General features: G+C 74.2%; 22 protein-coding genes. 15 read left to right on the top strand and 7 right to left on the bottom strand.

The window, feature by feature from the left end:
* The first annotated feature begins 444 nt into the window (after positions 1–444).
* On the top strand, positions 445–2,976 hold the full coding sequence (locus GA0070614_RS14280; RefSeq protein ID WP_088976418.1) for an ATP-dependent Clp protease ATP-binding subunit: 2,532 nt from the start codon (positions 445–447) through the stop codon (positions 2,974–2,976).
* A 185-nt stretch (positions 2,977–3,161) separates the two neighbouring features.
* On the opposite strand, the gene GA0070614_RS14275 is transcribed toward GA0070614_RS14280, so the two are convergent.
* The gene (locus tag GA0070614_RS14275) at positions 3,162–4,064 is read right to left on the bottom strand and encodes an HhH-GPD family protein (protein WP_088976417.1); all 903 of its coding nucleotides are present in this window, start codon (positions 4,062–4,064) and stop codon (positions 3,162–3,164) included.
* A 96-nt stretch (positions 4,065–4,160) separates the two neighbouring features.
* On the opposite strand from GA0070614_RS14275, the gene GA0070614_RS14270 reads away from it, so the two are divergent.
* From GA0070614_RS14270 to GA0070614_RS14260, 3 genes are all read left to right on the top strand, one after another.
* Positions 4,161–4,673, top strand: a complete 513-nt coding sequence (locus GA0070614_RS14270) for a glycine cleavage system protein R (RefSeq protein ID WP_088976416.1) — start codon at positions 4,161–4,163, stop codon at positions 4,671–4,673.
* Complete coding sequence (locus GA0070614_RS14265) at positions 4,670–5,230, top strand: peptide deformylase (protein WP_088976415.1); 561 nt, start codon at positions 4,670–4,672, stop codon at positions 5,228–5,230. Before GA0070614_RS14270 ends, GA0070614_RS14265 begins: the two co-directional genes overlap by 4 nt.
* Before the next feature lie 104 nt (positions 5,231–5,334).
* A complete protein-coding gene (locus GA0070614_RS14260; protein ID WP_088979435.1) occupies positions 5,335–6,069 on the top strand; it encodes a hypothetical protein in 735 nt (244 codons plus the stop codon).
* Positions 6,070–6,079: 10 nt separating this feature from the next.
* On the opposite strand, the gene disA is transcribed toward GA0070614_RS14260, so the two are convergent.
* The 4 genes from disA to GA0070614_RS14240 form a co-directional block, all read right to left on the bottom strand.
* Positions 6,080–7,261, bottom strand: coding sequence for a DNA integrity scanning diadenylate cyclase DisA (disA, locus tag GA0070614_RS14255; protein ID WP_088979434.1), 1,182 nt, complete (start codon positions 7,259–7,261; stop codon positions 6,080–6,082).
* Positions 7,262–7,403: 142 nt separating this feature from the next.
* The gene (gene radA / locus GA0070614_RS14250) at positions 7,404–8,858 is read right to left on the bottom strand and encodes a DNA repair protein RadA (RefSeq protein WP_088976414.1); all 1,455 of its coding nucleotides are present in this window, start codon (positions 8,856–8,858) and stop codon (positions 7,404–7,406) included.
* Positions 8,859–8,946: 88 nt separating this feature from the next.
* Positions 8,947–9,717, bottom strand: a complete 771-nt coding sequence (locus GA0070614_RS14245) for a copper chaperone PCu(A)C (RefSeq protein ID WP_088976413.1) — start codon at positions 9,715–9,717, stop codon at positions 8,947–8,949.
* Between the two features lie 141 nt (positions 9,718–9,858).
* Positions 9,859–10,698: a UbiA family prenyltransferase gene (locus GA0070614_RS14240; RefSeq protein ID WP_088976412.1), complete on the bottom strand. Its 840-nt coding sequence runs from the start codon at positions 10,696–10,698 to the stop codon at positions 9,859–9,861.
* Positions 10,699–10,743: 45 nt separating this feature from the next.
* Here GA0070614_RS14240 and GA0070614_RS14235 point away from each other — a divergent pair, with 45 nt between their 5' ends.
* Genes GA0070614_RS14235 through GA0070614_RS14225 form a run of 3 tightly spaced genes read left to right on the top strand, consistent with a single transcriptional unit; the run spans position 10,744 to position 13,795 of the window.
* On the top strand, positions 10,744–11,499 hold the full coding sequence (locus GA0070614_RS14235) for a class I SAM-dependent methyltransferase (RefSeq protein WP_088976411.1): 756 nt from the start codon (positions 10,744–10,746) through the stop codon (positions 11,497–11,499).
* Between the two features lie 44 nt (positions 11,500–11,543).
* Positions 11,544–12,710 carry an acyl-CoA dehydrogenase family protein gene (locus tag GA0070614_RS14230; protein WP_088976410.1) on the top strand — a complete coding sequence of 389 codons (1,167 nt, stop codon included), beginning with the start codon at positions 11,544–11,546 and terminating at the stop codon, positions 12,708–12,710.
* 35 nt (positions 12,711–12,745) lie between these two features.
* Positions 12,746–13,795, top strand: a complete 1,050-nt coding sequence (locus GA0070614_RS14225) for a type III polyketide synthase (protein WP_088976409.1) — start codon at positions 12,746–12,748, stop codon at positions 13,793–13,795.
* Between the two features lie 82 nt (positions 13,796–13,877).
* Here the strand turns inward: GA0070614_RS14225 and GA0070614_RS14220 are convergent, their stop codons facing one another.
* Positions 13,878–14,582: a serine/threonine-protein kinase gene (locus GA0070614_RS14220; RefSeq protein WP_088976408.1), complete on the bottom strand. Its 705-nt coding sequence runs from the start codon at positions 14,580–14,582 to the stop codon at positions 13,878–13,880.
* A 327-nt stretch (positions 14,583–14,909) separates the two neighbouring features.
* Between GA0070614_RS14220 and GA0070614_RS14215 the strand changes: the two genes are divergently transcribed.
* Genes GA0070614_RS14215 through GA0070614_RS14200 form a run of 4 tightly spaced genes read left to right on the top strand, consistent with a single transcriptional unit; the run spans position 14,910 to position 17,636 of the window.
* Complete coding sequence (locus tag GA0070614_RS14215; protein ID WP_007073334.1) at positions 14,910–15,395, top strand: CarD family transcriptional regulator; 486 nt, start codon at positions 14,910–14,912, stop codon at positions 15,393–15,395.
* A 54-nt stretch (positions 15,396–15,449) separates the two neighbouring features.
* Positions 15,450–16,145: a 2-C-methyl-D-erythritol 4-phosphate cytidylyltransferase gene (gene ispD, locus GA0070614_RS14210; RefSeq protein ID WP_088976407.1), complete on the top strand. Its 696-nt coding sequence runs from the start codon at positions 15,450–15,452 to the stop codon at positions 16,143–16,145.
* Positions 16,146–16,161: 16 nt separating this feature from the next.
* Complete coding sequence (ispF, locus tag GA0070614_RS14205; RefSeq protein WP_088976406.1) at positions 16,162–16,647, top strand: 2-C-methyl-D-erythritol 2,4-cyclodiphosphate synthase; 486 nt, start codon at positions 16,162–16,164, stop codon at positions 16,645–16,647.
* Positions 16,644–17,636: a tetratricopeptide repeat protein gene (locus tag GA0070614_RS14200; protein ID WP_088976405.1), complete on the top strand. Its 993-nt coding sequence runs from the start codon at positions 16,644–16,646 to the stop codon at positions 17,634–17,636. Before ispF ends, GA0070614_RS14200 begins: the two co-directional genes overlap by 4 nt.
* 103 nt (positions 17,637–17,739) lie before the next feature.
* Here the strand turns inward: GA0070614_RS14200 and GA0070614_RS14195 are convergent, their stop codons facing one another.
* Positions 17,740–18,906 carry a homogentisate 1,2-dioxygenase gene (locus tag GA0070614_RS14195; RefSeq protein ID WP_088976404.1) on the bottom strand — a complete coding sequence of 389 codons (1,167 nt, stop codon included), beginning with the start codon at positions 18,904–18,906 and terminating at the stop codon, positions 17,740–17,742.
* A gap of 94 nt (positions 18,907–19,000) precedes the next feature.
* Here GA0070614_RS14195 and GA0070614_RS14190 point away from each other — a divergent pair, with 94 nt between their 5' ends.
* From GA0070614_RS14190 to GA0070614_RS14175, 4 genes are all read left to right on the top strand, one after another.
* On the top strand, positions 19,001–19,852 hold the full coding sequence (locus GA0070614_RS14190; protein WP_088976403.1) for a hypothetical protein: 852 nt from the start codon (positions 19,001–19,003) through the stop codon (positions 19,850–19,852).
* A gap of 67 nt (positions 19,853–19,919) precedes the next feature.
* Positions 19,920–21,119, top strand: coding sequence for a fumarylacetoacetase (gene fahA / locus GA0070614_RS14185; RefSeq protein WP_088976402.1), 1,200 nt, complete (start codon positions 19,920–19,922; stop codon positions 21,117–21,119).
* A gap of 155 nt (positions 21,120–21,274) precedes the next feature.
* On the top strand, positions 21,275–21,484 hold the full coding sequence (locus GA0070614_RS14180) for a DUF397 domain-containing protein (protein WP_088976401.1): 210 nt from the start codon (positions 21,275–21,277) through the stop codon (positions 21,482–21,484).
* A gap of 118 nt (positions 21,485–21,602) precedes the next feature.
* Complete coding sequence (locus tag GA0070614_RS14175) at positions 21,603–22,085, top strand: SRPBCC family protein (RefSeq protein ID WP_088976400.1); 483 nt, start codon at positions 21,603–21,605, stop codon at positions 22,083–22,085.
* Positions 22,086–22,131 lie beyond the last annotated feature (46 nt).

The raw sequence follows: 22,131 nt of genomic DNA, 5'->3' as shown, positions 1-22,131 counted from the left end.
CGGAGGCGACCCGACGCCGGGCCGGAGCACGTCTCCGGGCCGGCGTCGCCGTATCCGGGACCGGGAGCGCCCGCCCCGGCCCCGCCCCGGCCCTGTGCCGGCCCCTGTCGGGCCGGGAAGATTCCCGCCGGGGGCGGCGTTGTCCACAGGCGGTGGAGAATCCGTCCACAGCCTGTGGATGAGCCATCGGGCCCCTGGGGAGCCTTCCGCACCCGGGGCGAATTTCGCTCTGCGCGTACAGGCCGGGGTCCCGGAACACCTCCTGAGCGCGGAGGGTTGGTCAAAACGACGTCTGAACGGCTCGTCACGGGGGCACACGACCTCAGCGGAGCCCGTCGGCGGCGATAGAGTAATGAGGCAAGGACGCCCGTCCCGGACGTCCGCGCACCGGCCCCGCCAAGATCTCGCACATCAAGGCGCACGGCACGTGAGGAGCACGAGGGCATGTTCGAGCGGTTCACCGACCGAGCGCGACGGGTTGTCGTCCTGGCCCAAGAAGAGGCCCGGATGCTCAACCACAACTACATCGGTACGGAGCACATCCTGCTGGGCCTGATCCACGAGGGTGAGGGTGTCGCGGCAAAGGCCCTGGAGAGCCTCGGCATCTCCCTCGAGGGCGTCCGTCAGCAGGTCGAGGAGATCATCGGCCAGGGCCAGCAGGCGCCGAGCGGGCACATCCCGTTCACGCCGCGGGCCAAGAAGGTGCTGGAGCTGTCGCTGCGTGAGGCGCTGCAGCTCGGCCACAACTACATCGGCACGGAGCACATCCTGCTCGGGCTGATCCGTGAGGGTGAGGGCGTCGCCGCCCAGGTGCTGGTCAAGCTCGGCGCCGACCTCAACCGGGTCCGCCAGCAGGTGATCCAGCTGCTCTCCGGCTACCAGGGCAAGGAGCCGGCCGCCGCCGGCGCCGCGCCGGGCGAGGCCGCGCCGTCGACCAGCCTCGTGCTGGACCAGTTCGGCCGCAACCTGACCCAGGCCGCCCGCGAGGGCAAGCTCGACCCGGTCATCGGGCGCGAGAAGGAAATCGAGCGGGTCATGCAGGTGCTCTCCCGCCGTACCAAGAACAACCCGGTCCTCATCGGCGAGCCCGGTGTCGGCAAGACCGCCGTGGTCGAGGGGCTGTCCCAGAAGATCATCAAGGGCGAGGTGCCCGAGACGCTGAAGGACAAGCAGCTCTACACGCTCGACCTGGGCGCCCTGGTGGCCGGTTCCCGCTACCGCGGTGACTTCGAGGAGCGCCTGAAGAAGGTGCTCAAGGAGATCCGCACCCGCGGCGACATCATCCTCTTCATCGACGAGATCCACACCCTGGTGGGCGCGGGCGCGGCCGAGGGCGCGATCGACGCGGCGAGCATCCTCAAGCCGATGCTGGCCCGTGGCGAGCTGCAGACCATCGGCGCCACCACGCTCGACGAGTACCGCAAGCACCTGGAGAAGGACGCCGCGCTGGAGCGCCGGTTCCAGCCGATCCAGGTGGGTGAGCCGTCGCTGGCCCACACCATCGAGATCCTCAAGGGCCTGCGCGACCGGTACGAGGCGCACCACCGGGTGAGCATCACCGACGCCGCCCTCGTCGCCGCCGCGACGCTGGCCGACCGGTACATCTCCGACCGCTTCCTGCCGGACAAGGCGATCGACCTGATCGACGAGGCCGGCGCCCGGATGCGCATCCGCCGGATGACCGCGCCGCCAGACCTGCGCGACTTCGACGAGCGCATCGCCCAGGTGCGTCGCGACAAGGAGTCCGCGATCGACGCGCAGGACTTCGAGCGCGCCGCCCAGCTGCGCGACAAGGAGAAGCAGCTCCTCGGCCAGAAGGCGCAGCGGGAGAAGGAGTGGAAGGCCGGTGACCTGGACGTCGTCAGCGAGGTGGACGACGAGCAGATCGCCGAGGTGCTCGGCAACTGGACCGGCATCCCGGTCTACAAGCTGACCGAGGAGGAGACCTCGCGCCTGCTGCGCATGGAGGACGAGCTGCACAAGCGCGTCATCGGCCAGGAGGACGCGGTCAAGGCGGTCTCGAAGGCGATCCGGCGTACCCGGGCCGGCCTGAAGGACCCGAAGCGTCCGTCCGGCTCGTTCATCTTCGCCGGCCCGTCCGGCGTGGGTAAGACCGAGCTGTCCAAGGCGCTGGCCGAGTTCCTGTTCGGCAGCGAGGACGCCCTCATCCAGCTCGACATGTCCGAGTTCCACGACCGCTACACGGTCTCCCGGCTGGTGGGTGCCCCTCCCGGCTACGTCGGCTACGACGAGGGTGGCCAGCTGACCGAGAAGGTGCGGCGTCGGCCGTTCTCGGTGGTCCTCTTCGACGAGATCGAGAAGGCCCACCCGGACGTGTTCAACACGCTGCTCCAGATCCTGGAGGACGGCCGGCTCACCGACGGCCAGGGTCGGATCGTGGACTTCAAGAACACGGTCATCATCCTGACCACCAACCTCGGTACCCGGGACGTCGCCAAGGCGGTCTCGCTGGGCTTCCAGGCCTCTGAGGACTCCGAGTCGAACTACGACCGGATGAAGCAGAAGGTCAACGACGAGCTCAAGCAGCACTTCCGGCCCGAGTTCCTCAACCGGATCGACGACACCATCGTCTTCCACCAGCTGCGTCAGGGCGAGATCCTCTCGATCGTGGACATCATGACCGCGCGGATCGAGACCCAGCTGCGCAACAAGGACATGGGCCTGGAGCTGACCGACAACGCCAAGAAGTACCTGGCGAAGAAGGGCTTCGACCCGGTGCTGGGCGCCCGGCCGCTGCGCCGGACCATCCAGCGCGACATCGAGGACAACCTCTCCGAGCGGATCCTCTTCAACGAGCTGACCCCGGGTCAGATCGTGGTGGTGGACTGCGAGGGCGACCCGGAGGACATCGACAAGTCCAAGCTGGTCTTCCGTGGCGCGGAGCGTCCGGTGCAGGTGCCGGACGCGGTCCCCGCCGACCTCGGTGGCACCGCCGCCGCGGGCGCGGACGAGTAAGGACGACAGCACGAGGGCGACGGCCCGGTGGCGGATGCCACCGGGCCGTCGCCCTTCCGTATGCCGGCCGGCCCCGCCCGCACCCGGCCCGTGATCCACTCGCCGTGCGGCGTGTCGCGGTGTCCACGTCGGCGGACGCCGCGACACGCCGCAACCGGGCGGGGGATCGCCGAGGGGCGGGGCGGTCAGCCGACGGGCTGGGCGGCGGGACCGTCGCCGATCAGCCGGAACGACTCCTCGCCGACCGGCTCGACCAGGCCGTCCCTGACCAGCCCGGCCAGCGCCCGGGCCCGCTGCACGTCGTCGTGCCACACCTGGTCCAGTCGCTGGTGCGGCACCGGGCCGGTGGCCTCGCGCAGCACCCCGAGCAGCAGCCCACGGACCTGACGGTCGGTGCCGGCGTACCGCTGGGGTCGTCGGGTGGGGCCGGCGGGGGCCTGCTGCCCGGACGCCCGCCAGGCGCAGACCGACTCGACGGGGCAGGCCGCGCAGCGTGGCGCGCGGGCCGTGCAGACCACCGCCCCGAGTTCCATGAACGCGGCGCTGGCCAGCGCGGCGGCGGCCGGCTCGACCGGCAGCAGTTCCTCGCAGGCGACCAGGTCGGACGGGCGGGTGGCGGGACCGGCGTCCGGCTCGCCGGCCACCGCCCGGGAGACCACCCGGCGGACGTTGGTGTCCACCACCGGGTGCCGTTGCCCGTACGCGAACGCGGCGACCGCCCGTGCCGTGTACGTGCCGACGCCGGGTAGCGCCAGCAACTGCTCCAGCCGCTCCGGCACCGCGCCGCCGTGCCGGTCCACGATCGCCACCGCGCAGTCGCGCAGCCGTACCGCCCGGCGGGGGTAGCCGAGCCGTCCCCACATCCGGATCGCCTCGGCGGGCGTGTCGGCGGCGAGGGCGGCCGGTGTCGGCCAGCGTTCCAGCCAGGCGTGCCAGGCGGGGAGCACCCGGACCACCGGGGTCTGCTGGAGCATGACCTCGCTGACCAGGATCGCCCACGCGCCCACGTCGGGTTCCCGCCAGGGCAGGTCGCGGGCGTTCTGCTCGTACCACCGGCTGACCAGGGTGGCGAAGGTCGGTTCAGTCATCGCGCCGACGATGATGTCACGCGATGCGTTCCCGCAGGATGGGCGGGCCGGGCGGGGCGATTCGGGGACCGGGGGCGGATCGGGCAGAATGCCCGGATGAACGAGCTCGCGATCACCGTCATCGGCCGGGACCGGCCCGGCATCGTGGCCGACGTCGCCGGGGTGCTCGCCCGGCTCGGCGCGAACCTCACCGACTCCACCATGACCCGGCTGCGGGGTCACTTCGCGATGACCCTGATCTGCGTCGGCCCGGCGGCCGCCGAGGTGGAGGCCGCCCTGGCCCCGCTCGCCGCCGACGGCCAGCTGCTGGCGACCGTACGCGCGGTCAGCCCCGACGGCGAGACGATGCCGGCCGGTGAGCCGTACGTGATGGCGGTGCACGGCGCGGACCGGATGGGCATCGTGGCGGCGATGACCCGGGTGCTCGCCGAGGCCGGCGGCAACGTCACCGACCTCAGCACCCGGCTCACCGGGTCGCTCTACGTGGTGGTGGCCGAGGTGGACCTGCCGCCGGGCATCGCCGACGCGCTGGCCCGCCGGCTCGCGGCCACCGCCGCCGACCTGGGCGTGGAGGTCTCGCTGCGTCCCGCCGACCCGGACCTGCTGTGAGCGTGGAGTACGCCGGCCTGGACGGCTGGACCCCGGACGCGTTGGCCCTGCCGGGCCAGGTGCGTCCGGTGGTCGCCGCCCCGAACCCGGTGCTGAGCCGTCCCGGCGGAGAGGTGGATCCGACCGCCGAGGAGACCGTCCAGCTCGCCGCCGACCTGATCGCCACCATGCGCGTCTCGCCGGGCTGCGTCGGGCTCGCCGCCCCGCAGGTCGGGGTGGGCGCGCAGGTCTTCGCGGTCGACGTCACCGGGCACCCGAAGGCGGTCACCGTGCACGGCGTCTTCGTGCTCTGCAACGCCCGGGTGGTGGAGGCCAGCCGGTGGAAGGCGGGCCGGGAGGGCTGCATGTCGGTGCCCGACCTGACCGGGGACGTCAAGCGGGCCAGCCGGCTGGTGGTGGAGGGGGAGCTGCCGGGCAGCGGCGCGTCCGTCCGGCTGGTCACCGACGGTTTCGAGGCGCGTGCGTTGCAGCACGAGATCGACCACTGCGCCGGTCTGCTCTTCCTCGACCGGGTGGCCGGCGCGCACGCCGTCTACCAGCGCAAGGTCTACCTGTGACGGACGTGGCTCCGTCGTGAGTGGATGGTCGATCGGGTGAGGCGGACGGCGTCCGGCGCGTCGCGGCGGCGCGGCGCGCGGTGCGCCGCTACGGTGGGGGCATCATGCGTCTGACGGTCGGTCCCCTGCCATCCGCCGTGTACTGGCGGCGTCGTGCCGTCGTACTCGGAGCCGGGCTCCTCTTCCTGATTGTCGTCCTCTACTCGTGCAACGGGGCGGACGACCCGGCGAAGACACCGGGTGCGAAGTCCACCCCGTCCGCTCCCGCCGTGGAGCCGTCGGCCTCGGACGCGACCCCGAACCCGGACTCCGCCTCCCCGTCGGCCGGGCCCGACGGCCCGGGCCCGTCGGGTGGTCCGGCCGGTGATCCGGGCACCTCCGCCGCGCCGCCGCCCGCCGATCCGCCGGTCGCCCCGGTCGGGGGGAGTGGCAGCGACGCCGGCGCGTGCACCGACGCCGAGATCACCGTGACCGCCGTGGCGCTGCCGTCGGTCGTCCCGCCGGGCAACCTGGTCGACCTGCAACTGCGGGTGAAGAACAAGTCCCAGCGCACCTGTAGCCGGGACGTCGGCGCCGACCTCCAGGAGCTGTTCATCAAGTCGGGCGCGGAGCGGGTCTGGTCGTCGGACACCTGCGGCACCGGCAAGGGCTCCGACGTGCAGTCGTTCACCCCGGGCTTCGAGCGCCTCTACCAGCTCACCTGGAACGGCCGGGACGCCAGCAAGTGCGCCGACGGGGTGGCCGCCGGGCCGACGCCGCCGCCGGGGTCGTACCAGGTCTTCGCCCGGGTCGGCAGCAAGCTCAGCGAGCCGGCGAAGCTCACCATCGCCGCCAACTGACCGGCAGCGGTCAGACGTACCGCTCCAGGATGGACGCCTCGGCCAGCCGGGACAGTCCCTCGCGTACGCCCCGGGCCCGGGCGTCGCCGACCCCCTCGACGGCCTGCAGGTCCTCCACGGTGGCGCCGAGCAGCCGCTGGAGGCTGCCGAAGTGCACGACCAGTCGGTCGACGATCGCCACCGGCAGGCGCGGCACCTTGGCCAGCAGCCGGAAGCCGCGCGGGCTGACCGCCGCGTCGAGCGCGTCGGAGGCGGCCGGGTAGCCGATCGCCTTGGCCACCGCCACCAGGTCGATCAGCTCGGTGGCGCCGAGCAGGTCCAGCTCGACCAGCGCCTCGTCCAGGGTGCGCGACTTGCGGCCGGTGGGGAGGTAGTCCCGGATGACCAGGGTGCGGTCGGCGTCCACGCCGGCCATCAGCTCGTCGAGCTGGAGGGCCAGCAGCCGGCCGTCGGTGCCCAGTTCCACCACGTACCCGGCGATCTCGTCGGCGATCCGGCGCACCATCTCCAGCCGCTGCACCACCGCGACCGCGTCCCGTACGGTGACCAGGTCCTCGATCTCCAGCGCGGAGAGAGTGCCGGAGACCTCGTCCAGCCGCAGCTTGTAGCGCTCCAGCGTGGCGAGGGCCTGGTTGGCCCGGGAGAGGATCGCCGCCGAGTCGTCCAGCACGTGCCGCTGGCCGTTGACGTAGAGGCTGATGATCCGCATCGACTGGCTGACCGAGATGACCGGGTAGCCGGTCTGCCGGGCCACCCGCTCCGCGGTGCGGTGCCGGGTGCCGGACTCCTCGGTCGGGATCGACGGGTCGGGCATCAGGTGCACCGCCGCGCGGACGATCCGGGTGCCGTCGCTGGAGAGCACCACGGCGCCGTCCATCTTGCACAGCTCGCGGACCCGGGTGGCGGAGAACTCGACGTCCAGCGGGAAGCCGCCGGTGCAGATCTGCTCGACGACCTTGTCGTAGCCGAGCACGATCAGCGCGCCGGTGCGGCCGCGCAGGATGCGCTCCAGCCCGTCGCGCAGCGCCGTGCCGGGCGCCATCAGGGCGAGGTTGGCGCGCAGCGGGTCGCCGGCGCTCCCGGCGCCCCCGGTCACGCTCACGCTGATCGCACGGGCGGGCGAGCCCACGGCAGCGGTGCGGGCGTGGGGTGTCGCGCCGGCAGGCTTGGTGGTGTCGCGGTCGATCGGCACGCGCACAGTCTACGGACTGCCGTGCGGTGGGTGCTGTCGTGGTTACTGTGATGTGTCACGGCGTCGCCCCGCCCCGCCCTGCCGGACGTGGCGGTCGTTGTCCGGTATGGCCGGGCCGTCCCCCGGTGGTCGCCACCGTGGGTCACGCCGCCGATGCGCGGGCGGCAGCCTGGAGCGCCGACCGCACGTCCGTGACCTCGGTCACCTGCATGTTCTCGGGCGTGACGCCGGTGTTGCCGGGCCCGCAACCGGGCGGCACGAGCGCCACCCGGAAGCCGAGCCGGGCCGCCTCGGCCAGCCGCCGGGGCACCGCGCCCACCCGCCGCACCTCGCCGGTCAGCCCGACCTCGCCGATCGCCACCAGGTGCGGGGCGAGGGCGAGGTTGAGCCCGCCCGAGGCGACGGCGAGCGCGACGGCGAGATCGGCCGCCGGCTCCACCACCCGGATGCCGCCGACGGTGGCCGCGAACACCTCCCGGTCGTGCAGGGTGAGGCGCTCGGTGCGGCGCTGGAGCACGGCCAGCACCATGGCCAGCCGGGCACCGTCCAGGCCGGAGACCGTACGCCTCGGCGACCCGGCCACCGTCGCGCCGATCAGCGCCTGCACCTCGGTGACCAGCGCCCGCCGCCCCTCCATCGCCACCGTCACGCAGGTGCCCGGCACCGGCTCGGAGTACCGGGTCAGGAAGAGCCCGGACGGGTCGGCGAGGCTGCTGATGCCGCCCTCGTGCATCTCGAAGCAGCCGACCTCGTCGGCGGCGCCGAAGCGGTTCTTGACGCCCCGGACCATCCGCAGCGAGGAGTGCTTGTCGCCCTCGAAGTGGAGCACCACGTCGACCAGGTGCTCCAGCACCCGGGGACCGGCGACCTGGCCGTCCTTGGTGACGTGGCCGACCAGCACGGTGGCGATGCCGCGCTCCTTGGCGACCGAGACCAGCGCGGCGGTGACCGCGCGGACCTGGGTGACCCCGCCGGGCACCCCCTCGGTGCCGGTGGTGGAGATGGTCTGCACCGAGTCGAGCACCAGCAGGCCCGGCTTGACCGCGTCGAGGTGGCCGAGCACGGCGCTCAGGTCGCTCTCGGCGGCCAGGTAGAGCTGGTCGTGCAGGGTGCCCATCCGCTCGGCGCGCAGCCGGACCTGGCTGACCGACTCCTCCCCGCTGACCACCAGCGAGGGGCTGCCGGCCCCGACCGCCCACTGCTGGGCCACGTCGAGCAGGAGGGTGGACTTGCCGACCCCGGGCTCGCCGGCGAGCAGCACCACCGCGCCCGGGACCAGACCGCCGCCGAGCACCCGGTCGAGCTCGCCGACCCCGGTGGGGCGGGCCCGGGCCGGGGCGGCGCTGATGGTGGCGATCGGGCGGGCCGGCTCGGACGGCATCCGGGAGCTGACCACCTTGCCGGAGACCAGCGGGCCGGTGACGGTGCACTCGACCACCGAGCCCCACTCGCCGCACTCCGGGCAGCGCCCCACCCACTTCGGCGGCTGGTGGCCGCAGGCGTCGCACTCGTAGGCCGGGCGGGGCTCGCGGGCGGACCGGCCGCGGGACGCGCCCGCCGCGCCGCCGCGCGCCGATGTCGATCGGGAGGTGGTCACCCGAGGACGCTAACCCCCTCCTGTGACGAAAACACCGCCGGCGTGGTGGTCACCACGCCGACGGTGTCGTCGACAGTTGGTCCGGGGCTCAGCCGTGGCTGCCCTCGGTGCCGCTCTCCCCGCCGTGGCCGCCCTCGGCGCCGCCTTCCTTACCGAGTTCACCCTCGCGGTGGATGATCGGCGACGGCTGGGCGGCCGGGGTCAGCGGGACGCCGACCGGGGCGGGGGTGCTGATGGTCTTGCCGTTGCCGAAGTCGAAGGTCAGGTTGACCTGCTGGCCGGCGAGCAGGTTCTCGTCGAGGCCGATGAGCTGGAGGTACCGGCCGCCCGCGACGGTGAGCTGCACGTAGCTCAGCGCCGGGATCTCGATCCGGGCCGGCTCCCCGGCCGGGGCCGACAGGCTCGGCGAGGCGCTCTCCGACGGGCTGGCCGACGGCGACCCGGTCCCGGTCGGCGACGGGCTCTCCGAGGGGCTCTCCGACGGCGAGGGGCTCTCCGACGGCGACGCGGTGGCGGACGGGCTCGGCGAGCCGGCCGTGCCGGTGAGCACGATCTCCCGCGCGCTGTCGGTGGTGACGGTCACCGTCACCGGGTCGCGGGTGTCGTTGTAGATCACCGTGTTGACCCCGGCGTTCGCGCCGGACTTGTAGCCCTCGCCGCCCGGGTACTCGACGTAGAGGCCCCGCACCTTGTAAGCGTTGTCGGGGGTCTGGACGTTGACGCCCTGGATCGACGGCTCCTTGTTCGCCGTCTCGGCAACCTGGCCGGCGCCGCATCCCGTGGCCAGCAGAGCGGTCGCCGCCGCCATGCCGGACAGCAGCAGGGCCGCCCGCCGGGAACCCCTGATCGAGCGCGTCACGTCGGTCCTCCTCGTCACGATCCCCACCCGGCCGTTCCCCGGGCGCGGGGTGGTCATACCCGCGCAGACCGCGCTCCAGGGTAGTTGGGCCTGATCGACGGCCGCACGCCGACCCGGTACTGCCACCTGGTGGGGTGCCGGTCACACCACCCGACCGCTCGCCACCAGCAGCACCACGTCGATCAGGGCGACCACCATCACCGCCCGGAACACGGCCACCGGACGGCCGCCGGCCCGGGTGGCGGCGCGTCCGCCGTACCAGCCGAGGGGTGGCACCACGGCGGCGACCGCGACCGCCGACCACCCCAGCCAGGACGGCGGTCCGGGCGGGCCGACGACCAGGGCGACGGTGGCGGCGAGCAGCAGCCCGGCGGCGGCGACCCGGCTGCCGGCCGGGCCGAGCCGGTGCGGCAGCCCGCGCACCCCGGTACGGGCGTCGTCGGCGAGGTCGGGCAGCACGTTGGCGAAGTGCGCCCCGGCGCCGAGCAGGGCGGCGGCGACGACCAGCCAGGCCGGCGGCGCCGGGGCCCCGGGCAGCGCCAGCACCACGAAGGCGGGCAGCGCCCCGAAGGAGACCGCGTAGGGCAGCACCGAGACCGGGCTGGACTTCAGCGGCCAGTCGTAGAGCAGCGCCGAGAGCAGGCCGACGGTGGCCCAGAGCGCCGCCACGGGGTTCGTCGTCAGGGCCAGCAGCGGGGTGGCGGTCGCGGCCACCGCGGCGGCCACGGCCACCGTCCGGCGGCGCACCGCCCCGGCGGCGACCGGCTTGTCGGTACGCCCCACCGCCGCGTCCCGCCCGGCGTCCAGCGCGTCGTTGGTCCAGCCGGTGGCGAGCTGGCTGGCCAGCACCGTCGCGGCGACGGCGGCCACCCCCGGCCAGGCGTGGCCCACCCCGTGGGCGAGCAGCCCGGCGACGACGGTGACCGCCACCGTCGGCTCCAGGTGGCTCGCTCTGACCAGCCCTAACACCGTCGACGACATAAGGGAAGTCTGGTCGTTACCGGTTAGTCGTGCCACGCTCGGTCCATGCGGAACGGTCCGGTTCCACCTCCGCCCCGCGTCCTCCCCCGCAACGACCCGCGCCAGTACGACGACCTGGCCGGTGAGTGGTGGCGACCGGACGGCGCGTTCGCCATGCTGCACTGGCTCGCCCGGGCCCGGGCCGCCCTGGTGCCGCCGGCCGGGCGTCCCGGCGCGCTCCTGGTCGACCTCGGCTGCGGCGCCGGGCTGATGGCCCCGCACCTGGCCGGCAAGGGGTACCGGCACGTCGGGGTAGACCTCACCCGTTCCGCCCTGGACCAGGCCGCCGACCACGGGGTGACCGTGCTCGTCGGCGACGTGACCGCGGTGCCGCTGGCCGACGGCTGCGCCGACGTGGTGGCCGCCGGTGAGGTGCTGGAACACGTGCCGGACTGGCGGCGCGCGGTCGCCGAGGCGTGCCGGCTGCTGCGTCCGGGCGGGCTGCTGGTGCTGGACACCCTCAACGACACCGCGCTGGCCCGCCTGGTGGCGGTGGAGATCGGCGAGCGGCTGCCGACGGTGCCACGCGGCATCCACGATTCACGGTTGTTCGTGGACGCCCGGGAGCTGGTCGTCGAGGCGGCCCGGCACGGCGTGCACCTGCGGGTGCGCGGGATCCGGCCGGGGCTGCGCGGCACCGCCGCCTGGCTGGTGCGGCGGCTGCGCGGCGGTCCGGTCCGGACGGTCGACCGGGAGCCGCGGATGAAGCCGACCCGGTCCACGGCGGTGCTGTACCAGGGGCGTGGCGTCCGGCACGGATGAACCGGCCCGGGCGAGGGTAGTGGGGACGCCGAGAAGGGAGCGACATGACGGTGCACGCGCTGGAGGCTGCCCGCCGGTTGGCCCCGCGGTTCGCCGCGCGGGCCGCGCAGCACGACCGGGACGGCTCGTTCCCGGTCGACGACTTCGCCGACCTGCGCGAGGCCGGGCTGTTCGGGCTGATGGTCCCCCGGGAGCTGGGCGGGATGGGGGCGACCTTCGCCGAGTACGCGGCGGTCGCTACCGAACTGGCCCGGGGCAACGGCGCGACCGCGCTGGTGTTCAACATGCACGCCTCGGTCACCGGCGCGCTGGGCGCGGTCACCGAGGAGTTGGCCGAGGCGCTGGGCGTACCGGAGGAGGCGCTGGCCGCCCGGGACCGCCTGCTCCGCGCGGCGGCCGAGGGCTCCTGGTACGCGGTGGCGATGAGCGAACGCGGCGCGGGCGCCCGGCTGTCCCAGCTGAGCACGGTCTACGAGCCGGTCGACGGCGGGTGGCGGATCAAGGGCGCGAAGACGTTCTGCTCCGGCGCCGGGCACGCCGACGGCTACCTGGTGGCCGCCCGCAGCGCCGCCGACCAGTCGACCGTCTCGCAGTTCCTGGTCCCGGCCGGCGAGGGGCTGGCCGTCGAGCCGACCTGGGACTCGCTCGGCATGCGCGCCACCTCCTCGCACGACCTGCACCTGGACGTCACCGTCCCGGCCGACCGACTGCTCGGCGGCGTGGAGGGGCTGGCCCTGGTGGTCGCCCAGCTGATGCCGCACTGGCTGGTGGCCAGCTACGCCGCCGTCTACGTCGGGGTGGCCCGGGCGGCGGTCGACGCCGCCGTCGAGCACCTGAACGCGCGCAGCCTCGCCGACCTGCCGGCGGTACGGGCGCGGCTGGGCCGGGCCGACGCCGCGGTGGCGGCGGCCGGCCTGGTGGTGGCCGAGGCGGCCCGCCGGGTCGACGACGCCCCCGGCGACGCCGAGACCAACCGCTGGGTGTGGCGGGCCAAGCTGCTGGCCGGCACGACCGCGGCCGACGTGGCCGCCTCGGTGCTGGAGGCGGCCGGCACCTCGGCGACCCGGCGGGGCCATCCCCTGGAGCGGCTGTACCGGGACGCCCGGTGCGGCTCGCTGCACCCGGCCACCTCGGACGTCTGCGCCGACTGGCTGGGTGTGGCGGTGCTGGGTGGTGACCCGGACCGGGACGGATCGGCTCCTCGTTGGTAGGGCGGGCAGGCAGCACCGGACGAGAGGTGGGGGACATGGCCGTGCCAGTGGTCGCGGGTCTCGGTACGGCGCAACCGCCGGCCGCCGCGCAGGACGAACTCTGGGAGGGCTTCTTCTCCCGACACTTCTCGGGCACCACCCGCGCGCTGGCCGAGCGGATCTTCGCCAACTCCGGGGTGTCCCGGCGGCAGGCGGCGGTCAACCCGCTCCTGGAGGACGTCTCGGACTGGCCGACCGAGCGCCGGATGCGGCGTTACCAGGTCGAGGCGCTGCCGCTGGGCAAGGAGGCGGTGGGTCGGGCGTTGACCGCCGCGGGCCTGGACGCCGGGGACGTCGGCCTCTTCGTCGTCTGCTCCTGCACCGGGTACGCCACCCCGGGGCTGGACATCCTGCTCGCCCGGGACCTCGGCATGGCCCCGGACACGCAGCGGATGTTCGTCGGCCACATGGGTTGTTACGCGGCCCTGCCGGGGCTGGGCGCGGCGAGCGACTTCGTCACCGCGCGGGGGCGCCCGGCGCTGCTGCTCTGCGCCGAGTTGACCAGCCTGCACATCCAGCCGGCCACGGCCAGGATGGACACCCAGCAGATCGTCTCGCACGCGCTCTTCTCCGACGCCGCGGTCGCCGCCGTGATCGTGCCGGGTGCGGCCGGCGGGTACCGGGTGCGGGAGGTCACCTCGGTCACCGACACCTCCACCGCCGACCACATGACCTGGGACGTGACCGACACCGGCTTCCGGATGGGCCTGTCACCGAAGGTGCCGCAGGTGCTCTCCACCCACGTCCGGGGCCTGGTCGACGACCTGCTGGCCCGGCACGGCACGAGCATCGCCGAGGTGGACGGCTGGGCGGTCCACCCGGGCGGTCCGCGCATCCTCAACGTGGTGGAGCGGGAGCTGGCCCTGCCGCCGGAGGGGCTGGCCGCCTCGCGGGCCGTCCTGGACGAGCACGGCAACTGCTCGTCCCCGACGGTGCTGTTGATCCTGGACCGGCTGCTGCGGGCTCCGGCGCCGCCGCGACGGGTCGTGATGCTCGCCTTCGGCCCCGGCCTGACCCTCTACGCCGCTCTGCTCGACCACCCCTGACCCACCGGTCCGCCCCGCCGGCCGCCGTGCCCGCCCGGTCGGTGCCGGGGTGGGCGCGGCGGCGGGCCGGGCGAGGAGAAGGTCAGGCGGCGAGGCGGGTGAGGTCGGCGCGGTAGTCGTCGGCGGCGCTCAGGGCGGGCAGCACGCGCACCACCGTGCCGTTCCGGTCGACCAGCAGCGCGACGGCGGTGTCGGGGCGGGGCGACAGGCGCAGCGCGGCGCGCAGGCCACCGGCCGGGTCGGCGAGGGCGGTGACCGGGCCGCCGGCGGCCGGGGTGGAGGCCACGGTACGGCCGCCGGTCACCGTGACGACGGAGACCCCCTCGGGCGCGACGGCGGCGACCGCGGCGACCTCTTCGGCGCAGACGCAGGCGTCCACCAGGATGATCATCGCGGGGAGCAGGCCGCGCAGCGGCACCGGTGTCTCGTCGACGTCGACGAGGTCGAGCGCCGGCAGCGGCCGGCCGGTCAGCACGGGCGGCTCGGACGACGACGGGTACGGCAGCACGGTGGGTCGGTCCGGGCTCCGGGGCGACCGGGGCCAGGTCACGGCCGCCAGGCCGGCGATGGTGGTGAGGAGCGCGACCAGCAGGATCACCACCGGCAGGTGCAGCGGGGGCCGGAGCCGGCGGGTCGGGGTGGACCGTCGGCGCAGCTCCCGGCGGAGCTGGGCGGCCTCCTCGGCGAGCGCGGAGGCGTCGTCCGGGACGACCACCCGGCCCCACTCCGGGGGCAGGTCGGGCAGTCCTTCGGGTGGGCCGTGGCCCTCTGCGTCAGGCATGCCCATCGGACCCCCAGGGAAGCGGCTCGCGAGCGGACGGCGGTGAACCTCCAGCGTCCCCCACCGGCCCTCGTCCCGCCAGACCTGGGCGCGTGAGCCGGGACCGCGATACCATGGGAGATGCGCACGGCCTCGGAAATCCACGCTCCGATCACCCTTACCGGGTTGTCATCTGTCAGTCACGGAGCGTGTTCGAACCATCGGTTTGACCGCCTGTCAAGCTGAAGAAAGACCTCTCACAGGCCCCCTGAGCTGCGCCAACGGTCAGGACAGCGGTGGGACATCGGTGCCTGAGCGTGTTACCCTAGACACAGCGAAAGGGGTTTCGAACCTATGGTTTTCAGTGTCGGCGAGACCGTTGTTTACCCCCACCACGGGGCCGCACTCATCGAGGCAATCGAGACTCGGGTCATCAAGGGCGAGCCCAAGCAGTATCTCGTCCTGAGGGTCGCGCAGGGTGACCTGACGGTCCGGGTGCCCGCCGAGAACGCCGAGATCGTGGGTGTGCGCGAGGTGGTCGGCGAAGAGGGCCTCGGCAAGGTCTTCGACGTGCTCCGTGCACCGCACACCGAGGAGCCGACCAACTGGTCGCGGCGTTACAAGGCGAATCTGGAGAAGCTGGCCTCCGGCAACCCGCTGAAGGTGGCCGAGGTCGTCCGCGACCTGTGGCGCCGGGAGCGGGAGCGGGGCCTGTCCGCGGGTGAGAAGCGCATGCTCGCCAAGGCCCGCGACATTCTCGTCGGCGAGGTCGCGCTGGCCGAGAAGAGCACCAAGGACGAGGCGGAGACGCTGCTCGACAAGGTGCTGACCGAAGCCTGATTCCCACGGCATCGTCGTACCCACCCCGCAGCGAAGAAATCCGAGGACCGCGACGTGACCGCGCAGCTCAATCCGCGCGGTGACGTCGCGGTCCTCGTTCCTGCTGCCGGTGCCGGGGTACGCCTCGGCCCGGGCGCGCCGAAGGCGCTGCGCCTGCTCGGCGGTGAACCGCTGCTGGTGCACGCCGTGCGCCGGATCGCGGCGGCCCCGTCGGTGCACACCATCGTGGTGGCCGCCCCGGCGGCCGAGGTGGACGCCGTGCGGGAGCTGCTGGCCCCGGTGGCGCCGGTCGTCGTGGTGCCGGGCGGCGCGGAGCGGCAGGCGTCCGTGGCCGCCGCCCTGGCGGTCGTCCCGCCGGGGCCGCAGATCGTCCTGGTGCACGACGCGGCCCGGGCGCTCACCCCGCCCGAGCTGGTCGAGTCGGTGGCCGCGGCGGTCCGGGCCGGCGACGACGCGGTGATCCCGGTGCTCCCCGTGGTCGACACCGTCAAGGAGGTCGGGGCCGACGAGGTCGTCCTCGGCACGGTCGATCGCTCCGCGCTGCGCGCGGTGCAGACTCCGCAGGGGTTCCGCCGGGCGGTGCTGACCGCCGCGCACGCCGCCGCCGGTGATCCGCTCACCGACGACGCCGGCCTGGTCGAGAAGCAGGGGGTGCCGGTCCGGTGCGTGCCCGGCTCGGAGTACGCGCTCAAGGTCACCCGCCCGTTCGACCTGGCGCTCGCCGAGCACCTGCTGGCCACCGGCCACTGACGCGTACCCTCGGGTCATGATCGTTCCTCGGGTCGCCGTCGGCACCGACATCCACGCCTTCGCCGCCGGTCGGCCCTGCTGGCTGGCCGGGCTGCACTGGCCCGACCAGGACGGTCTCGCCGGTCACTCCGACGCCGACGTGGTGGCCCACGCGGCCTGCAACGCGCTGCTCTCCGCCGCCGGTCTCGGCGACCTCGGCGCGAACTTCGGGGTGGACCAGCCGGAGTGGGCGGGCGCGTCCGGGGTGGCCCTGCTGACCGAGTCGGCCCGGCGGGTCCGGGCGGCCGGCTTCGCCATCGGCAACGTCTCGGTCCAGGTGGTCGGCAACCGGCCCAAGATCGGGCCACGCCGCGCGGAGGCGCAGCGGGTGCTCTCCGACGCGGTCGGCGCGCCGGTCACGGTCACCGCCGCCACCAGCGACGGGCTCGGCTTCACCGGGCGCGGCGAGGGGCTCGCCGGCATCGCGGTGGCCCTGGTGTACGAGGCTCCGGCCGCCCGGTGACCGCCGACGACGACGCGGACGGCCCGTTCCACCGCGCGCAACTCCTCGCCGAGCTGGGCCGGTACGACGAGGCCGTCGAAGAGCTGACGTCCGGTCCCGCCACCCCTGGTGACCCGGCCGTGCTGACCCTGCTGGCCCGGGTGCACCTGGCGGCGGGGCGTCCCGCCGAGGCGCTCGCCGCCGCCGACTCCGCGTCGGCCGCCGCGCCGGACGCGGTCGCACCCCTGGTGGCGCGCGCCTTCGCCCTCACCGACCTGGAGCGGTACGCCGAGGCGGCGGCCACCGCCGACCGGATCCTCGGCATGGCGCCGGCCGACCCGTACGCCCAGCGGGCCGCCGCCGGGATCCTGGCCGAGGCGCGCAACGGGCAGCCGGCGCTGCACGCGGCGTGGCGCGGGGTGGAGCTGGCGCTCGACGAGCCGCAGGCGCACCTGGTGCTGGCCCTGGTCGCGGCCCGGCTGCACCTGTTCGACCTCGCCGAGCGCGCCTACCGGGAGGCGCTGCGGCTCGACCCGGGGCTGGCCGAGGCCGGGCGCGACCCGGGTGTGATCCGCTGGGAACGCCGGCGCTGGGCCGAGGCGCTGGAACGGGTCTCCGAGCTGGCCACGGTGGAGCCGACGCGGGCGGCGGCGCTGCCCGTGGAGGAAGGTGTCCGGCGGCTGGTCCTGGCCGGCGGGGCCTGGACGGCGGTCGGCAGTCTCCTGGTCGCCCTGGCCGGTGGGCTCTCCCGGGTCGTCGCGGTGCTGGTGGCCGGCGCGGTCGGACTGGCCCTCTGGCGGCTCGCCGCGCGGGTGCCCGGGCTGCGGCAGGAGGTCCTGCCCGAGCTGCGGCGCACCGACCGGGCGATGGCGCTGGCGATCCGCGCGGTGCTGGCGGGACCGCTGCTGATCCTGCTGCACGCGCTGGTCGGCACGCCGTGGCCGCTGGTCGCCGCGATCGCCGTGGTCACCGCCGCCGGCCTGACCCTGTTCAGCCGCCTGTTCCGCTGACGGCCCGCCGACCGGGCCGCCTCGCCAGGGATGCCGTCCGGGCCGCCTCGCCAGGGATGCCGCCGGGGCCGCCTCGCCAGGGGTGCCGCCGGGGCCCGACGTCCTAGGGGCGGCGGGCCCAGGTCCAGGCGTACCCGTCGTCCTCGCACTCCGTCGCCGCGTCGCAGAGGTCCAGCGGCCGGAAGGTGTCCACCATGACGGCCAGCTCGTCGAAGAAGTCCACCCCGATGGAGCGCTCCGCCGCGCCCGGCTGCGGCCCGTGGGTGAAGCCGGACGGGTGCAGCGAGATCGAGCCCTGCTCGATGCCGGAGCCGCGCCGGGCCTCGTAGTTGCCGCCGGTGTAGAAGAGCATCTCGTCGGAGTCGACGTTGTGGTGGTTGTACGGCACCGGGATGGCGTCCGGGTGGTAGTCCACCTTGCGCGGCACGAACGAACAGATCACGAAGTTCGGGCCCTGGAAGGTCTGGTGCACCGGCGGCGGCTGGTGGATCCGGCCTGTGATCGGCTCGAAGTCGTGGATGGAGAACGCCCACGGGTACATGTGCCCGTCCCAGCCGACCACGTCGAACGGGTGGTGGGCGTACACGTGCCTCGTCCAGCCGCGACGGTGGCGGACCAGCACCTCGACGTCGGTGTCGTCGACCAGCAGCGGCGCGTCCGGTCCCCGGACGTCCCGCTCGCAGTACGGCGCGTGCTCCAGGAACTGCCCGCGCACCGAGAGGTAGCGCTTGGGCGGGCCGATGTGCCCGTTGGCCTCGACGGCGAGCAGCCGGGTGGGGGAGTCGCCGGTCGGTACGAGCCGGTGCACGGTCGAGGTCGGAATGATCACGTAGTCGCCGGCGACCGCGTCGAGCACGCCGAAGGTGGACTCGACCCGCAGCGTGCCGGCCTCGACGTACAGGCACTCGTCGCCGGTGGCGTTGCGGTACAGCGGGGACGGCCGGTCGGCCAGCACGTACGCGATCCGGACGTCGTCGTTGGCGAGCAGGTAGCGCCGGCCGAGGATCGGGTCGGCGCCGGCGCCGTCGAGCTTGTGGGTGCGCAGGTGGCGCGGCTTGAGGGGGAGGTTCGGGACCCGGGTGTACGCGGGCGGGGTGAACTCCTCGGCGGCGACGATCGCGGTGGGCGCGTGCCGGTGGTAGAGCAGGGACGAGTCGGAGGAGAACCCCTCCTGGCCCATCAGCTCCTCGGCGTACAGGCTGCCGTCGGGCTGCCGGAACTGGGTGTGCCGCTTGCGGGGCACCTCGCCGACGCTGCGGTAGTACGGCATGTCGCCTCCCGTTATGTCCCGTTCACCGGCCGAGCGCGTCCGATAATCGGACGCTGTTGTCCGTTCCTTGTAGCGTCCCGTAGATTCTTGTCTCGTGTCAACGCACGTCCCCCACCTCTTCACCGGCCTGGTCGACGACGCCGCCGTCTTCCCGCCCGGCAGCGCGTCGCTGCCCGACGCGGTCGCCGCCCACCGCGGTCACCGCGCCGCCTGGTACGCCGAGCTGGTCGGCCCGCTGCTGGTCCCCGCCTCCGCCGTCGACGACGACGCGCTGCACGGGATGGCCGGCGGAGTCGTCGGGCTGATCGGCGACACCGGCGTCGACGGGCTGCCCGCCGCGCTGTCCCTGCTCGCCGAGGACCGGATCACCGTCCGGCAGGTCGAGGTGGCGGTCGCCCGGCGCGGCGAGGACCCGCAGCCCGGGCTCGCCGCGCTGCTCACCCTCGCCGAGTCGTGGGGCCTCGACGTGTACGCCGAGATCCCGCTCACCTTCGGCCTGCTGGGCGCGCTGGACACCGTCGCCGCCGCACGGGCCGCCGGGGTGCCGGTCGCCGCCAAGTTCCGCACCGGCGGGCTGGCCGCCGAGCTGTTCCCCACCCCGGTGGAGCTGGCCGCCGTCATCTGCGCCTGCCGCGACCGGGAGCTGCCGTTCAAGCTGACCGCCGGGCTGCACCACGCGCTGCGCCACCTCGACCCGGAGACCGGCTTCACCCACCACGGCTTCGGCAACGTGCTCGCCGCCACCCTGGCCGCCACCGAGGGCGCCGAGGTGGACGAGGTCGCCGCGCTGCTCGCCGCGACCGACCCGCTGCCGCTGGTCGAGCGGGTCCGCTCCCGGCGCGACGACCCGCGACCGCTCTGGGTCGGCTTCGGCTCGTGCAGCGTGCGGGATCCACTGACCGATCTGATCCGGCTGGGGCTGGTGAACGGGGGGTACGAGGGATGAGCGAGCGAACCATCGGGTGCAGTGCCGTGGCGCCTCACGGCGGCACGCAGCGGAGCGGAGTGTCGGCATGAGCTGGGTGGCAGGTGCGGACGGTTCGCCGTACGGGGTGACCAACCTGCCGTACGGGGTGTTCCGCCACGACGGACGCGAGCCCCGGATCGGCGTACGCATCGCCGAGCACGTGCTCGACCTGGCCGGTGCGGAGCAGGCCGGGCTGGTCCTCGCGGCCGGCACCCTGGGCCGCCCCACCCTCAACGACTTCATGGCGCTGGGGCGTCCGCAGTGGACGGCGGTACGGCAGCGGATCGTCGAGCTGCTCAGCGACCCCGCGCACCGGACGGACGTGCAGCCGCTGCTGGTGCCGCTCGACGAGGTGGAGCTGCTGCTCCCGTTCGACGTCGCCGACTACGTCGACTTCTACTCCTCGGAGCACCACGCCTCGAACGTGGGCCAGATCTTCCGCCCCGGCCAGCCGCCGCTGCTGCCGAACTGGAAGCACCTGCCGATCGGCTACCACGGCCGGGCCGGCACCGTGGTCGTCTCCGGCGCCCCGGTCGTCCGTCCCACCGGGCAGCGGGCCACCCCGCAGGGCCCGGCCTTCGGCCCCTCGGTACGCCTCGACATCGAGGCGGAGGTCGGCTTCGTGGTCGGCCTGCCGAGCGCGCTCGGCGACCGGGTGGCCGCGGCCGACTTCGCCGACCACGTCTTCGGGGTGGTGCTGGTCAACGACTGGTCCGCCCGGGACATCCAGGCGTGGGAGTACCAGCCCCTCGGGCCGTTCCTCGGCAAGTCCTTCGCCACCTCGGTGTCGGCCTGGGTGACTCCGCTCGACGCGCTCGCCGACGCGTTCGTGCCGGCCCCGGAGCAGGACCCGCCGGTCCAGGAGTACCTGCGCGACACCCCGCACCTGGGGCTCGACCTGCGGATGGAGGTGGAGTGGAACGGCGAGCGGGTGGCCGAGCCGCCCTTCGCCACCATGTACTGGACGCCCGCCCAACAGCTCGCCCACCTCACCGTCAACGGCGCCTCGCTGCGGACCGGTGACCTCTACGCCTCCGGCACCGTCTCCGGCCCCCAGCGCCACCAGGTCGGCTCGTTCCTGGAGCTGACCTGGGGTGGGACCGAGCCGGTCAAGGTCGGCGGCGGCGAGACCCGCACCTTCCTGGAGGACGGCGACACGGTCACCGTCCGGGCCACCGCCCCCGGCCCCGACGGCACCACGATCGCCCTGGGCGAGGTGACCGGGCGGATCCTGCCGGCCCGCTGACGTTCCGTATCCGCCGGTCGCACCCGCTGTGCGACCGGCCGGCCCTCCTGCCGCGTTTGATCGACCGGATTCGGTCACCACCCCACGCCGTCCCGTCCCGGGGCGGCGTGGGTCGTGACCGGCACGGCACGTCCCAGCGGACAGGAGGTACGAGCATGAACGATCTCGTGGGCGCGGTCTGGCGCACCAGCAGTCGCTCGAACGACCAGGGGCTCTGTGTGGAGGTGGCGGACAACCTCGTACGCAGCCACGGTGTCGTCGGGATACGCGACTCCAAGGACCCGGACGGGCCGGCGCTCGTCGTGGGCCCGCCGGGTTGGGGGGCGTTCGTCGAGGCGATCCGCCTCGGCCGGTTCCAGCCCTGACCGGGGGCCGGGACGTCTTCGCCGGTGCCCTGTCCGGGCACCGGCGACGGAACTTCCATCTCCGGACCCCCGCGGGACCCTCACTCGCCGTACGGTGGACGGCACGGGAGGTGTCGCCATGTCGACGGTCACGGTCACCGAGTTCATCGAGGCGCCGGCCGACGACGTCTGGGCGCTCCTGGTCGACCTGCCCGCCCGGACGGCCTGGCTGCGTACGGTCGGCGGGGTCGAGCCGCTGACCACGGGGCCGTTCGGCCCGGGCACCGCCTGGCGGGAGATCCGCACCCGCCCGGACGGCGGCGACCAGGCCGAGGAGTTCGTGGTGCTGGAGGCCGAGCCGCCGCACCGCCTGCTGCTCAGCTCACCCGGCATCGGGGTCGACTACCGCATCACCTGGACCCTGCGCACCGTGCGCCGGCGTGGCCGGGGCTGCACCGCCGTCACCGTCGAGCACCAGGCGGTGCCGACCGCCCCGTACGGCCGGGTGCTGGCGCTGCTCTTCGGCGGGCTGGCCGCCCGGGCGGTCGAGGGCGCCATCCGGTGGGACCTCGCCGACCTCGCCACCGCCGCCACCCGTGCCGACGGTGTGGCAGCCGCCTGAACCAACCCCTGCCCGCCCACCCGGCCCCCCACCCGTCCCGATCCGT

The sequence above is a fragment of the Micromonospora coxensis genome (assembly GCF_900090295.1).
GTDB classification, from domain to species: Bacteria; Actinomycetota; Actinomycetes; order Mycobacteriales; family Micromonosporaceae; genus Micromonospora; species Micromonospora coxensis.
The sequence above is the reverse complement of the archived record's forward strand: the minus strand, read 5'-3'. Positions and strand labels throughout refer to the sequence as shown.

What these genes read in the sequence shown, in the direction of transcription:
- GA0070614_RS14280 (WP_088976418.1), top strand. Translation starts at nt 445, where the DNA reads ATGTTCGAGCGGTTCACCGACCGAGCGCGACGGGTTGTCGTCCTGGCC.
- GA0070614_RS14275 (WP_088976417.1), bottom strand. Translation starts at nt 4,064, where the DNA reads ATGACTGAACCGACCTTCGCCACCCTGGTCAGCCGGTGGTACGAGCAG.
- GA0070614_RS14270 (WP_088976416.1), top strand. Translation starts at nt 4,161, where the DNA reads ATGAACGAGCTCGCGATCACCGTCATCGGCCGGGACCGGCCCGGCATC.
- GA0070614_RS14260 (WP_088979435.1), top strand. Translation starts at nt 5,335, where the DNA reads ATGCGTCTGACGGTCGGTCCCCTGCCATCCGCCGTGTACTGGCGGCGT.
- GA0070614_RS14240 (WP_088976412.1), bottom strand. Translation starts at nt 10,698, where the DNA reads ATGTCGTCGACGGTGTTAGGGCTGGTCAGAGCGAGCCACCTGGAGCCG.
- GA0070614_RS14235 (WP_088976411.1), top strand. Translation starts at nt 10,744, where the DNA reads ATGCGGAACGGTCCGGTTCCACCTCCGCCCCGCGTCCTCCCCCGCAAC.
- GA0070614_RS14230 (WP_088976410.1), top strand. Translation starts at nt 11,544, where the DNA reads ATGACGGTGCACGCGCTGGAGGCTGCCCGCCGGTTGGCCCCGCGGTTC.
- GA0070614_RS14225 (WP_088976409.1), top strand. Translation starts at nt 12,746, where the DNA reads ATGGCCGTGCCAGTGGTCGCGGGTCTCGGTACGGCGCAACCGCCGGCC.
- GA0070614_RS14220 (WP_088976408.1), bottom strand. Translation starts at nt 14,582, where the DNA reads ATGGGCATGCCTGACGCAGAGGGCCACGGCCCACCCGAAGGACTGCCC.
- GA0070614_RS14215 (WP_007073334.1), top strand. Translation starts at nt 14,910, where the DNA reads ATGGTTTTCAGTGTCGGCGAGACCGTTGTTTACCCCCACCACGGGGCC.
- ispF (WP_088976406.1), top strand. Translation starts at nt 16,162, where the DNA reads ATGATCGTTCCTCGGGTCGCCGTCGGCACCGACATCCACGCCTTCGCC.
- GA0070614_RS14195 (WP_088976404.1), bottom strand. Translation starts at nt 18,906, where the DNA reads ATGCCGTACTACCGCAGCGTCGGCGAGGTGCCCCGCAAGCGGCACACC.
- fahA (WP_088976402.1), top strand. Translation starts at nt 19,920, where the DNA reads ATGAGCTGGGTGGCAGGTGCGGACGGTTCGCCGTACGGGGTGACCAAC.
- GA0070614_RS14180 (WP_088976401.1), top strand. Translation starts at nt 21,275, where the DNA reads ATGAACGATCTCGTGGGCGCGGTCTGGCGCACCAGCAGTCGCTCGAAC.
- GA0070614_RS14175 (WP_088976400.1), top strand. Translation starts at nt 21,603, where the DNA reads ATGTCGACGGTCACGGTCACCGAGTTCATCGAGGCGCCGGCCGACGAC.